The sequence below is a fragment of the Sinorhizobium sp. BJ1 genome (assembly GCF_002531555.1).
Classification (GTDB): Bacteria; Pseudomonadota; Alphaproteobacteria; order Rhizobiales; family Rhizobiaceae; genus Sinorhizobium; species Sinorhizobium fredii_B.
Map to the genome: position 1 here is coordinate 1 of NZ_NWTH01000064.1, position 12,557 is coordinate 12,557.

Genomic DNA, 12,557 nt, shown 5'->3' on the forward strand with positions numbered 1-12,557 from the left:
CGATCATCTGCCCGGCCACCATCTCGTCGGTGATTCCGGTGAGGCGGGTGATTTCAGGAGGGATTGGAACAGATGGCTGCTGCAGGCCGCCGTAAACGCCCGTGACGTCGCCGATATGGCCATTGTCGTCGAAGGTGAACGCAACTGCGCCGATTTCGATGATCTCGTCCTTGCGATGGTCGAGGCCGGTCGTCTCGGTGTCGACGATCACTCCGATGCGAGGAAATCCCGGCCGCGGTATATCGACGATCTGGCGACCGACAAGCTTGCGCAGCACGCGATAGCTGCCGCTCTCCTCCAAAAGCCGGGCCATACCCTCGTCATCGAGTGGCGTCCGCCGCCGCAGCCTCAAAGGTCCTCGCAGCTTTACTACGACGCCATCGCCTGGCTCAGGTGGCGAGGAAAACATATCCAGCTGAGATGCCATCGGCCTCCAATGTCCTCGGGCTTCTGCGCACCAGTAGGGTGCGGATCATGCGTCAGGATAGAAACCGAGAGAGACCCTGGCAACGCGAATGAGGTCGGCAGACCAGGACACACAAGCAAGCATGCCCGGAAATCTGTTGAAAAGGCACACCGACCCTCCGGCACTGCCGCTCGCTGGCCGCGGTCCAGAGCGCGCTCGCGAAGGCAGTTGACGTTCTCGAAGGCAAGGCGAGACTTGCAACCTGCAGCAAGGCAGGAGGAAAAATGATGGCCGAGCCAGACCACTGGCGCCACATGGCAAGCCGCCGAAAAACGGGAGTCGGATCCTCGTCACGATCCGCCCGTCCGAACAGGGGGCGGCAGAGTTGATCTCGCGTATTGGTCGAATGGCGATCAGTTCAGCGCAGAAGGCTGGCGCGCTGCTGATTCGTCGCTCGGCCGCATCATCGAATATGCCGAGCCCGAATTGAAGTGCTGGATGCCGATGCCTTCGGCCAATCTCAATCGCACCTCTATGCCCTCACCCTGGGAAGGCGATGACGAGCAAGAGCTCGACGGGTCAGGGATTTAAGAACTCGCGCCGCACGGGCATTACGGGAACATCGCTCGTCAACCAAGTCAACCTCGTGCATGAGCTTCCGTCGGATGACTTTCGATCGGCGGCCGGGAGCTCCACGGAACTAACCCTCACTGCGGGACGTTGCTAGGCACATTCCTTGGGCAAGGCTCCTGCACTGCCGGGGCGGGGCTCGTCGTTCGGAATACTTGCCGCTTGCTCCACTTAGGGTCCGCCAACGCTCGGACCAGGAAGAATCGAGGTTCTAGAGACGCCCCTGACGAGCGGCCGGGGCTGGCCTCAAGGCGCGCGATCGGTAAGAGCGTCGGCTCCCTCCTGTTCGGCGCAATGCGCACAGCAGTAAATGATGTCACCCTGCTCGACTCCATGCCCGATGATCCGGACGCCGCAATGCGGGCATGTCGGAGCGAGTTTCCGGATCGCGCATTCGAAACTATCGAAGGTGTAGGTTTCATCTCCCAGATTCACCTGGAAAGCCTTGTCATAGTCGTTGCCGCACTGGTCGCATTTGGCCATGGCTGCATTCCTCCTGTTCCGTCCGACCAACCTCGCGAGTAGCGATAGGTTCCGTCCTAGGTTCCGGCTCGAGCCTCGTGCTCGATCATGTGGATGAGTTCTTCTAGGCCTCGGGGTTCGATGCCCAGTTCTTCCAGGCCCGGCAAATCCTTCGCCGCGACATTGTCATGGCGCATGAGATCGACTTGGTTGCGCGTCAGCGACACGGCGGGAAGAAACTCCGTAGCAGTCGCCAATATGCCCCATACCGCGAATGGCACGGGCACCAGCACGATTCGCGCCTTGCGTTGAGAGGCAATCTGCCGGACGAGTTCCCGATACGAATAAATGCGCGGACCGGCGCACTCGAAGATCGAAGCAGCCGTGGAATGCTGCCCCGAGGCCAGGCGGCTCACGGCTTCCGCCACGTCCTCGACATAAACCGGTTGCAGCCGTGTGCCGCCTTCGCCGAACAGCGGATAGATCGGGAGGATGTGCACCAGCCTCGCGATCGTTGTGATGAACATGTCGTCGGGTCCCGCCATGACAGCGGGACGGATGATCACCGCGCCTGGAAACGCCGCTTTCACCACTTCCTCGCCGCGACCCCGGGCCCGGATGTAATTCGAACGGGATTTCGGATCCGCGCCAATGCCGGAAATCTGGACGAACATCTCGACGCCTGCATCACGCGAAGCGGTCGCCAGATCGGCGGCGGCTTCTACATGGACACGCTCGAAGGTCTGCTCGCCGCGCTCGACATACAGGCTGACCGCGTTCACAACCGCGCGAGATCCAGCCACCGCAGCGGCGATCGAGGAAGGGTCCAGAAGGTCCGCCTCGATCTGCTGAGATGGCCTCTTGCCGGACGCGCCTTTATCATTGTGCGGATGACGCGAGACGGCACGTACATCCACGGCCCTGTCCAGAAGCCTGCTCACGATCCGCCGCCCGAGGAAGCCAGTTCCGCCGAACACTGTCACAATGTTCTTGCCGGATGAATCATCTTGGCCAGGTTGGTTAGCCATTGTGTTCTCGACCTCCTGACCTGGCGACGCAGCGTCGGACCGCGTTCTTCGCGTTTTTCGAGATACGGTCTCAGCTCGTGATACGCTCGGCGTGAATGAGTGTTCCTATTCCACCAGTCCTGACTGGCTGCTAGCACCCCTGCCACGGCCGATCGAAGGCAAGCGCGTTTGAGGCTGGAAGAACGTTTCCAATTGGCATCCGTTCCGCGAATGTCCCAATCGCAGGGAAACGGATTGGCAGCCGTGCGGCAAGGCCGCTTCGGGGCCGAAAGCAGGCAGCCGTCTGATGCTCACGAAGAAGGCAATTACGATTTTGCTTTCTTTTTAGGCAGACATCAATTAAATGAACAATGTGCGATGCGAAATTCCTCCCAAGCGCATCGCTGGACAGCGCCCTCAGCGGCAGCGTCCGATCTAACCTGTCTCTGTTGAAAGTCAGCGACAGGTTTTCTTTTCATGAGAAGCAGCACACCCACCACCTTGTGAGTGGTCAACGCTGCCGTGTTCTTGCCCGCGATCTCTAGCCTCTACTTTCCCGGCCGGCCAATGCAACAAGGGAAGGAGTGCTCGAACCACCCGTCAGGTCGGAACGACCGGCGGGCGGTGAGGCAAGAACCGCTCCAAGCAAATATTGTTCTCAGCGGAAAATCTGGCGGTGCCCAGCCGGAATTGCCGGGAACACTGCCCTTGGACTGCCGCTAGGACCCAGAAAGCGGCAAGGCGTTGTCCGATCCACAGCCGGAATAAGGATGGACCCATGCCCCGCATGATCTTCGTCAACCTGCCCGTCACCGACCTTGCTAAACGTCCAAGTGCCCGAAGCGTTCGCCAATGCAGGCACGTGACCGCACGCCTGTTTGGCGAGCAGTCACGCACCGAACGAGTCCGGGGTCGTGCCTGCGAGCGTCCACTGACGCCGCGGATTATTGCCGGTGGATTCTGAGCTCCGGACGATCCGAGGGCGCCAAGACATCGTTGGAGAATGGCTACAGGACCATCATTGCCTCGGTTTTCGAGCGGGCGTTCCGGAGCCCTTGCAGAACCTGGTTCGATCTGAACAGACGGCAATACTTGGCAAGTGCCGGCAAAAAGCCGTCCTGATGGTCCTGCGGCCACAGCACTGCCAGAAGAATGTCCACCGGTTCGTCGTCAGCTGCCCCGAACTCTATACCTTGTCGAAGCGTCATAAGCACCTTTGCGGGTGAGCGAAGCTTCGGCACCCTACTGGACTCCGGCGTTGCCTCGCCATTCTCCCAATAAAGTCGAACCAGTTCGTCCTCTGAACCATGTACCTGTCCAATGACCATGCGTCCGTGCTCGCCCGCTGGCGGCAATCTTAAAGCTCGCCGTCGACAATGGAGAGCCTCTTCAACCAAAGTGCCTCGGTGGCTATGAGCGACTGACCGCCCAGACCCGCGATTCGCTCAAGGACACCACCGTGTTCGAACAGGTCGCCGGTCTGCTTCAGTCGACCAACATTCGCGAGAGCAGCTATTCAGACGCGTTGAAGCTGAGTGAACTGAAGGTCTTTTAGCGGACCGATCAGCACCAAGGTTCTCGCTGGGGAATGATGCTCGTGTTTGTAGAAACTGGAACTCCAGCCCGCTTGCTCAGATCCCGCTAGAGAGGCGTTGACGTGCCCATTGGAAGGCCTCGTCGATGGCTTAGAACTTGGTCGCCTGCCAACGACGATGGTCGTGGATCAGCCTCTCGGAAATCCAGAAATTGCCGGGGAGTTCCCATCCAACAATATCGATAGCGCGGCCCCGTACGAATACCCGCTGTGCGTGGCTTCGGGAACCAACGCGGCCCTCTGACGCGGGACTTCACAAGGCCGTTAAGCTTCACTCGATAAAGAGTAACCGGCTCGCTGATATTCTTGACGTGCTGGGAACCCATCCGCTCGAAGCCGAACGCCAGCTTTCTCTCAACTTCCCGCGCAACTCTTTCCGACACATACACGCTACCTGGCTCGGCGGCTTGCTCGAGGCGGGTAGCGATATTCACCCTTCTCCGTATCGGTCGTCTCCTTCGACGATCACCTCCCCGAGGTTCACGCCGATGCGGACATCTATCCGATCCTCAGGGGGCATGGCCGCGTTGCGTTCCGCCAATCCCCGCTGAAGGGCAACAGCGCATTCCACAGCATCGACGACACTCGATAACTCGGCCAAAAGACCGTCGCCCATTAGCTTGGAAATGCGCCCGTGATGACGGGCGATCTCGGGCTCGAACAATTCCCTGCGACCGGCGACAAGCCTTTCGTAGGTTCCTTGTTCATCTCGTTCCATGTGCTTGCAGTAGCCGACGACATCGGCGGCCAAGATCGCGGCAAGCTTACGCTCCATTGGCACCCCCCCAAATCGAGCCGCTATTTTGTTATAGCTAAATTAGCACAGACGAATGCTAGGGTCCGCAGAGTTTGAAGGCGCTTGATGGCGACTTGCTATAGCGAGCATGTGGCACCAGCAAATTGCCTCAGTGGGCAGGGCGTCCGCTGTCTTCGGGTACATTTGAAGATCTTTGCCGCAGCGTGGCCTCGGCGATCGCTGCGTTTTTTCCGGAACTGTGGACATGTCCCGGACGCGGCCCGCATTGAACGGCTCTCTGGCGGAGTTGCCCATGATGTCTGGAGCGTGCGCGTCCACGGGCAACTTGCAGTCGCTCGTCTGGGTACCAGGAGCGACGCTGATCTCGCGTGGGAGACCGAGCTCCTCCAGTACCTTGACCGTTAAGGCATGAGCGTGCCGGTGCCGATCCCGACGACCGACGGCCGGCTGTTCGCCCATGGCTTGGTGGTGATGGAATACATGCATGGCGGGCCGCCCGAGACGGAGGCCGATTGGCGACGCGTGGCGGAGACACTGCGCGAGCTGCATCGGTTGACGCAGGGCTGGCCGCAGCGCCCCGGTTGGCGATCCTCGATTGACCTCCTGCACGCGGAGACCGGGAAGAGGATCGACCTTGCCGCTATGCCGCCAGACGGTGTCGCTCGATGCCGAGCGGCGTGGGCGCGGCATATCGGACGTGAGACTAGCGTCGTCCACGGCAACCCCAGCAATCCTGGCAATATCCGCATGACCGCCGACCGCGTCGCGCTGATCGACTGGGATGAGTCGCATGTCGACGTTCCCGACCTTGACCTCGTCCTGCCCTACAATGCCGCCGGTCTGGAAGGCGGCGCATTCGACATCGCCGCGCAAGCATCAGCCGCATGGGAAGCCGCCGTATGCTGGGAGGACGAATACGCGACCAAGCGGCTTGCCGAAGTTCGAGCCATCTAGGCACGACACCAACGCAGCAGCGCACGAAACCCCGTAAAACGCCCTCAACGAGGCATATGTGAAGGCGCTTCCTTCCCTGCCGCAAGCAGCAGCTGGCCGATCGCGCGCGGCACGGTCGAAGCTGGAACGCGGCAGAGACCCGAGCGAGATTTGTTCAAAACTGCCGCTACCCCCACTATACTCGACGTTATAGCCGGGAGAGAGTTCATGCGTCGACTAGCCCAGTTCCAAACGTTGCTGGCCTTGGTTCTCGCGAGCGCTGCCGCCGTGGCTTCGACATCGGCGCCCGCTCAGGATCGCTTCGCCGAGCGTGCGGCGATGATCGAAACGATCAAAGGGCACGCACGGTCAGCGCCGTCAGCGGTGGAGGGGCAGGGCATCGATCCGGCGGTGCTGAAGACGATGGGGAAGGTGCCGCGCCACTTGTTCGTGCCTGAGGAGCAGCGCAGCGCGGCCTATCGAGATCGGCCATTGCCGATCGGATACGGTCAGACTATCTCGCAGCCCTTCATCGTCGCTCTGATGACCGATCTGATCAACGTCGGGCCTGGCGATTCTGTCCTCGAGATAGGTACTGGCTCAGGCTACCAGGCAGCCGTCTTGTCGCCGCTCGCAGCGAAGGTTTACTCGATTGAGATCATACCGGAACTGGGCGAAAGGGCGGCCGCCCGCCTCGCGGAGCTCCGCTTGAACAATGTCGAGGTGAAGGTAGACGACGGTTACTATGGATGGCCCACGCACGCGCCTTTCGACGGCATCGTAGTGACTGCCGCTGCCAGCCACATCCCGCCGCCGCTGGTTGACCAGCTCGCCAAGGGGGGCCGCATGGTCGTCCCCGTGGGAGGTCCCTTCGCGACCCAGTTTCTCATGCTGGTCGAGAAGCGAATGGATGGAAGCATCACGACCCTGCAGCTGCTGCCGGTAAGCTTTGTGCCGCTGCGTGGAGGTGGGGCCCGATGAGAGCGGGGCACCTCCTGCCGATTGGTCTCATATCGGCGGCAATCCTTGCCTACGAAGTGCTGCTGATAAGGCTCTTTTCGATCATCCAGTGGCATCATTTTGCTTATATGATGATAAGCATCGCGCTCCTGGGCTTCGGAGCGAGCGGTACATTCGTTGCGTTGGCCCGCCGCCCCCTGGTGGAAAGGTACCCGGCCGCCTTCGCAGCCTCGGCAGCGCTGTTCGGCGTTACTGCGGTTGCGAGTTTCGCCTGTGCCGAACGCGTACCGTTCAACGCGCTCGAGATCGTCTGGAATCCGCGGCAGCTCGGTTGGCTTGCGACCATCTATGCTCTCCTGATCCTGCCGTTCTTTTTCGGTGCAACCTGTATCGGCCTTGCCTTCAGCCGCCATCCTGACCAGATCGGACGCGTCTATGCCTTTGACCTCGTCGGCGCAGGGATCGGTGCGCTGGGCACCGTCGTACTCTTGTTCGTGGTCTTTCCCTCCGAGGCGCTGCGCTTCGTCGCAGCGCTGGGATTCGCGGCGGCTGCCGTCGCCGCGACGGGCATGGCTCGCCATCGATGGGTCGCCGCCGGCAGCCTCGGGCTTGCAGCCGCGGCCATCACGGTATGGCTACCACCTTCCTGGACGGCCCCAGGCCCGCACATGTCGGAGTACAAGGGCCTCCGCATGGCTCTCGAAGCGCCGAGCGCGCGGGTGGTCGAGGAGCGATCAAGCGCGCTCGGACTGCTCACCGTCGTCGAGAGCCCGACCGTCCCTTTCCGGTACGCACCGGGCCTTAGCCTCGCCAACACCCAAGAGCCGCCGGCGCAACTCGCCGTCTTCACCGACGGCGATAGTATTACGGCGATCACCGCCTATGGCGGCGACAGGGCGACGGTCGCCTATCTCGACCGAACAACGGCGGCGCTCCCGTATCGCATCCTTGAGCGACCGCGAACGCTGATCCTTGGCGCCGGCGGCGGCGAGCAGGTGCTGCTGGCGCTGCGCGCCGGAGCCGATATCGTTGATGCCGTAGAGGTCAACCCGCAGATGATCGACCTGGCTCGGAATCGCTTCGCCGACTTCGTCGGCGGCATCTTCAGCCGACCGAACGTGCATCTGCATCTAGCCGAGGCGCGCGCCTTCGCTGCGACCACTGGCGAGCGTTACGACCTGATCCAGATGCCGCTCCTTGACTCATTCAGCGCGGCCGCGGCCGGCGTGCAGAGCATGCATGAGAACTATACCTACACCGTGGAGGCACTGCGGGATTACCTAGCGGTGTTGAGGCCAGATGGAGTCGTCGCGATCACGCGATGGCTGCGGGTGCCGCCGCGCGACATTCTCAAGCTGTTCGCCACTGCTACCGTAGCGCTTGAAGCGGATGGCGCGGCCCAGCCAGGCCGGCACCTGATGCTGATCCGGAGTTGGAGTACCGCAACCCTGCTCGTCGCCAAGTCGCCGTTCACCGGCGAAGACGTCGCGGCCATCCGCCGCTTCGCCGCCGAGAATTTCTTTGACATCTCCTGGGCGCCGGGCATTTCCGCAAGCGACGTGAACCGCTATAACCAGCTAGACCAGGAATATCTCTATGAGGGAGCCCTCGCTCTCCTCGGCCCTAAGCGCGCTGACTTCACCGAGCGGTACAAGTTCGATATTGCACCGGCCACTGACAATCGGCCCTATTTTTTCGACTTCTTCCGCTGGCGCGCCCTGCCCGAACTCCTGACGCTGCGCACTCAAGGTGGGGCAGCGATGCTCGACTGGGGCTACTTGATCCTGGTGACGACGCTCGTTCAGGCCGCGGCCCTTAGCGCCGTCCTGATCCTGCTGCCGCTCTGGCTTCGCCGGCGCGCACTGGGGAAAGCGGTACACCAGCTGCGCTTCGGGCTCTATTTCCTTGCTTTGGGCCTGGCTTTCCTCTTCATCGAGGTCGCCTTCATCCAGCGCTTCGTGCTGTTCCTCGGCCATCCGCTCTACGCTGTCGCTGTCGTGCTTGCGGGTTTCCTTGGTTTCGCGGGTCTCGGTAGCGCCGTAGCCGCACGCTGGATGGTGGTGGTTGGACGCGGATCACCGGTGCGCGGCACTGCTCTTGCCGTCGTGGTGATCGCATTCCTGGCTGCCACCTACCTACTCGCGCTGCCCTTAATATTCGAACGGCTGCTGGCGTTCCCGGATGCGGCGAAGGTCGCGATCACACTCCTCCTCATAGCGCCGCTCGCCGTCTTCATGGGCATGCCGTTCCCCCTCGGCCTCGGTCACGTCGGTGCACGCTCGAACGAGTTTATTCCCTGGGCGTGGGGGATCAATGGCTCTGCGTCGGTGCTGAGCGCGATCCTCGCCGCTCTGCTTGCGATGCATGTCGGGTTCACAGGCGTCGTGACGATCGCCATCATCCTTTATCTTGTCGCCCCGGCCTTACTCGCAGGGTTGACGGATGGACACGAGCGGCAAGGCTCTGTTCCAGATCGCAGCCGTTCGCGAGTTAAACCGACCGCCTGAAAGCCCTGCGGCTAGCGAGTGCCCCACGCGACGGATTGCGGTCGCTAGGGGTCTGCGGCCGGTCCATTCTTGCCACCATTGATCTTCTTCGTGAGGGTAAAACCGTTGAGGGCGCGGCTCGCGCGACTTATCGGGTGCGAAGCGCTTTTCCCAAACCCCGCCTTCAATGCAGTGCGTCAACGCGCGCAGAGTTTCGGCGTGAAAGGAAGAGAATGTGATAGATGCGGCCCTGCATCATTACGCTCCCTCGATCAGCGGTCTGAAATATAGAGGGAGTGATCCTCTTTTTATGTGACGTGTGACGCCCCTGCATCGGAGCTGGGCTGAGATTGTGCTCTGCATGGCACCAGCATAACCGTGCTGCACGTATCCCGTGGTCAAAATCCTCTACCGACGAAGGCGTCTGCAGGCCAGACATCGACGGCGCCAACTCCCTCGGATCATCGGTGTCATCATCGGCCCGCGCAGGGCCAGCTTCGGGCAGCGCTCGAGGTACCATCGTCTCCCATGCGCACCGCCGTCCCGAACAGAACACCGGACGATCTGGCAACTTCTTCGACGCGGAGCCGGCTGTCTGCTCACTTACGGCAGCACTAAAAAGAACCTGGAAACGGGGCGCGGCCACTGTCCACGCATCATGCCAAATCAGTTTGCCGTGCCGAGCGTTACGCCTTGCGAGGTCGAAGAAGCCGGCGAAGCTTCAGAAGACATGAGAAGGCGGTCCATAGGGCACCGAAGCACCAGGCTATCGCGAATGCGATCGCGGCGGCTATCTCGAATATCAAGTCGCCGAGCCGGATTGCTCCTTTGCCAAACAGCCGTATGACCCCAGCCGTCCGATCTCCCATTCCCTTCGCAAGAGACCTGAACCGATCGAGTTCGGCAGGACTGTCCGCCCGCTCGATGACTTTGAATACCGAACGGATACCCGCATCATTTCGGATGCTGGCTATACTCGATGATGCGAGCCGCAGGTCGTCAAGAGCCTGCGGCTTCAACACGCCGTCGAACTGCCGGCGGATAGCGGAGGCGTCGACCGGCAAGGCTTCTTTCACAGCCCCATTGAGCTTCGAGAAATCGAGTTTCCTGATGTCGTCGACAGTGAGATCCGAAATCGCGCTCGTCAGACGCGGCAGTCCGGAAAAGGAGACCTTCGGAGCTGGGATCGACGCTAGGCCTCTTTTGAGAGCGCCTACGTCAATGGCCTCATTCGCCGTTCGGGCGAGATGGTTTACCAGCTTGCCACTCAGCTTGCGCGCCTTGTTGGCGTTCTTCAGGACGGACGCGCCGATATCGATCGCGCCGATGCCTGGAGCGAGCGTTGCAATCCCGAACAAGGATGCACCGAGAGTAAGTCGATCGTAGTGCTCGCCAACAAGAAGCTTGCCTCCCTCTGTATAGGTGTCACGGACGTCACCGAAAACGAAATAGTCGGCTGCGACAGCGCCCAAGATGCTGGGCATCGAATTGACTTCGCCGTAAATGAAGCCTTGCGCGAACCCCGTCGAATTCCGCCAAACCGCATCGGTCATCGGTTCAACGGTGGAGGCAACGACTTCGGGCGGAATTCGATGGCCGAGTTCTTGCCCGATCCTAATCAGATCCTCGGCATCGGAAAATTCGCCGGCGGCAACGGCGGACCGGATTTCATTCACGAGCACTTCTGTTGAAAGGCGCTGTAGCCTAAAGCGCGTGAGGCTTTCCGGTTCATGGTCGATTACCAGTGCCAATGCGCCGGCGAAGGGCGACGAGTAAAAGGCGATCATCGACGCAGTGATAACTGTCGTCGACACCGCCAGATGTACTGCAGAATGGATTCGACGGAGCACCTGAAGCACCGTTTGCACGCTGTTCGCGGACAAATTTGAGTCCAACCATCACCATACTCTCAGCACGCCAGACAGTGATAGCTGTCTTATCGGTACACCGACACGAGACCCCTGACGCCGCGCTGCTTGCTTTGAGGCAAGCCGGCCCCGACCGCCGAACCTCGGCTTCCCCTCATTGTAGACGATGAACGACCGCCACATTCGGGAAGTCGCCTGCGCATCCCTGCGCTCGTGAAGAGAACGAACCATCGCCCCTCGTCCGCGTCCACGGGGCAAGTTGTAAGATCAGCAGCATTTTCAGCTGGATAGCGGTTTGCCGAACATCGTCCAAGAAATCCCATAAAGCCAGAAGCAGGCTTTTGGGACGCGAAAATTTCGAAGGTAGTTGGCATCCGGCGGTATCGGAACACGTCGCTTGGGCGCGCGTTTCCATGGCATGTCCGAGAACACGATTGGCCGACACCTCACTGACCTTGGAACTCTAACCGCTCGACCTTGGGCTTTCCTGATCGTTATTCTTTACGGCGGTCTCTGGCTCTTGCTATGGGCCGGAAACCTTAGACCCTCATGGCCTCGTAACTCTGATAGTTTGGGCTATGACCCTCTTCATCCAGAGAGCCCAACACCGTGACACACAGGCTCTTCATGCTAAGCTGGAAACGAATTGCTGCGTGTCGAAGGTGCGGCTCGGAACGATCTGATGAGGATCGACGAGGAAGAACCTGAGCGGATTGAGGAACATCGAGCGGCTGGCAACGATCCCCGCAAACCTTAAATCTATGACCTATCGCCAGTGCCGACCCGCGAGTCGCTATCACCGCTGGCAAGCATTGTCGCCAGATCCTGGCGCAACTTTCGGCTTCACGAAGTTTGGTCGGGATGCCTGTAAAATCTCAGAGCACCGCGCTCTTTGCCCTCGGCGTGGGAGTGACCTTTCGACCGCCCCTCCTCCCGAGAGAACAAACTGGACGCGGATTACCAGTGACGAGCTGGTCCGCTTGTCATCTCAATGGGGGCGTTAAATGGCAACAGCCACATTGCGTCATCGCACGGCAAGTGCCCGCTTTCGACTGGTGTACCGCGGCCAGCCGGGCGTGCGCTGTCAAGCGACTGATCCCGTCCGGAGCTGGCAGTCCGGACTGTGCGTTCTGTTGGGCCCGGGCGGGAACCCTACAATCACAAACCACCTATCAGGGACGGAGGATTGCCGCCACCCCTCACCCCGCTCGCGCAGGGGGGTGGTCTTCTCCTCTGTCATGGGCACCTCCTGTCCATCAGATTGAGAAGCCTCAATCGTCATACCGGGACCCGAGACACAAAGAACCGCCGTCGAGCAGAAAACGGACCGCCAGCTACAAGCGCCATTGCCGCGAGTGGCTTAGTCCTTCCCTCACATGCGGACGCTTTGGGGGTAAGCGCTATTTTCCCCGCGCGTTGACGCCTGCGCTTTCGACGGAGGGCCTTTCGAATTG

7 protein-coding genes and 3 pseudogenes are annotated in these 12,557 nt (G+C 60.7%); 4 read left to right on the forward strand and 6 right to left on the reverse strand.

Annotation, left to right across the window (positions count from 1 at the left end):
* Positions 1-427, reverse strand: a 427-nt coding sequence (locus CO676_RS33095) for an exonuclease domain-containing protein (RefSeq protein ID WP_280952083.1), incomplete at its 3' end; no start/stop codon positions are given.
* Between the two features lie 266 nt (positions 428-693).
* Here CO676_RS33095 and CO676_RS33100 point away from each other — a divergent pair.
* Positions 694-997: pseudogene (locus CO676_RS33100) on the forward strand (hypothetical protein).
* A gap of 285 nt (positions 998-1,282) precedes the next feature.
* On the opposite strand, the gene CO676_RS33105 reads toward CO676_RS33100, so the two are convergent.
* The 4 genes and pseudogenes from CO676_RS33105 to CO676_RS33120 all read right to left on the reverse strand — a co-directional run.
* Entirely contained in the window at positions 1,283-1,519 is a 237-nt protein-coding gene (locus CO676_RS33105; protein ID WP_097524167.1) for a hypothetical protein, read from the reverse strand.
* Between the two features lie 56 nt (positions 1,520-1,575).
* A complete protein-coding gene (locus tag CO676_RS33110) occupies positions 1,576-2,526 on the reverse strand; it encodes a complex I NDUFA9 subunit family protein (protein ID WP_097524168.1) in 951 nt (316 codons plus the stop codon).
* 986 nt (positions 2,527-3,512) lie between these two features.
* Complete coding sequence (locus CO676_RS33115; RefSeq protein WP_245424622.1) at positions 3,513-3,833, reverse strand: PTS sugar transporter subunit IIA; 321 nt, start codon at positions 3,831-3,833, stop codon at positions 3,513-3,515.
* 529 nt (positions 3,834-4,362) lie between these two features.
* Positions 4,363-4,874 (reverse strand): annotated as a pseudogene (locus tag CO676_RS33120) (adenylate/guanylate cyclase domain-containing protein); the annotation flags it as partial.
* Positions 4,875-5,075: 201 nt separating this feature from the next.
* On the opposite strand from CO676_RS33120, the pseudogene CO676_RS33125 reads away from it, so the two are divergent.
* The 3 genes and pseudogenes from CO676_RS33125 (at position 5,076) to CO676_RS33135 (ending at position 9,256) form a co-directional block, all read left to right on the forward strand.
* Positions 5,076-5,810 (forward strand): annotated as a pseudogene (locus CO676_RS33125) (phosphotransferase).
* Positions 5,811-6,017: 207 nt separating this feature from the next.
* Positions 6,018-6,770 carry a protein-L-isoaspartate(D-aspartate) O-methyltransferase gene (locus tag CO676_RS33130; protein ID WP_097524169.1) on the forward strand — a complete coding sequence of 251 codons (753 nt, stop codon included), beginning with the start codon at positions 6,018-6,020 and terminating at the stop codon, positions 6,768-6,770.
* Positions 6,767-9,256 carry an SAM-dependent methyltransferase gene (locus CO676_RS33135; RefSeq protein WP_097524170.1) on the forward strand — a complete coding sequence of 830 codons (2,490 nt, stop codon included), beginning with the start codon at positions 6,767-6,769 and terminating at the stop codon, positions 9,254-9,256. Before CO676_RS33130 ends, CO676_RS33135 begins: the two co-directional genes overlap by 4 nt.
* 665 nt (positions 9,257-9,921) lie before the next feature.
* Here CO676_RS33135 and CO676_RS33140 read toward each other — a convergent pair.
* Complete coding sequence (locus CO676_RS33140) at positions 9,922-11,049, reverse strand: transcriptional regulator (protein WP_245424623.1); 1,128 nt, start codon at positions 11,047-11,049, stop codon at positions 9,922-9,924.
* Positions 11,050-12,557: the final 1,508 nt, after the last annotated feature.

Bases quoted from the DNA above. Each gene is read 5' to 3' on its own strand.
- CO676_RS33105 (WP_097524167.1), bottom strand. From the start codon at position 1,519: ATGGCCAAATGCGACCAGTGCGGCAACGACTATGACAAGGCTTTCCAG.
- CO676_RS33110 (WP_097524168.1), bottom strand. From the start codon at position 2,526: ATGGCTAACCAACCTGGCCAAGATGATTCATCCGGCAAGAACATTGTG.
- CO676_RS33135 (WP_097524170.1), top strand. From the start codon at position 6,767: ATGAGAGCGGGGCACCTCCTGCCGATTGGTCTCATATCGGCGGCAATC.
- CO676_RS33130 (WP_097524169.1), top strand. From the start codon at position 6,018: ATGCGTCGACTAGCCCAGTTCCAAACGTTGCTGGCCTTGGTTCTCGCG.
- CO676_RS33115 (WP_245424622.1), bottom strand. From the start codon at position 3,833: ATGGTCATTGGACAGGTACATGGTTCAGAGGACGAACTGGTTCGACTT.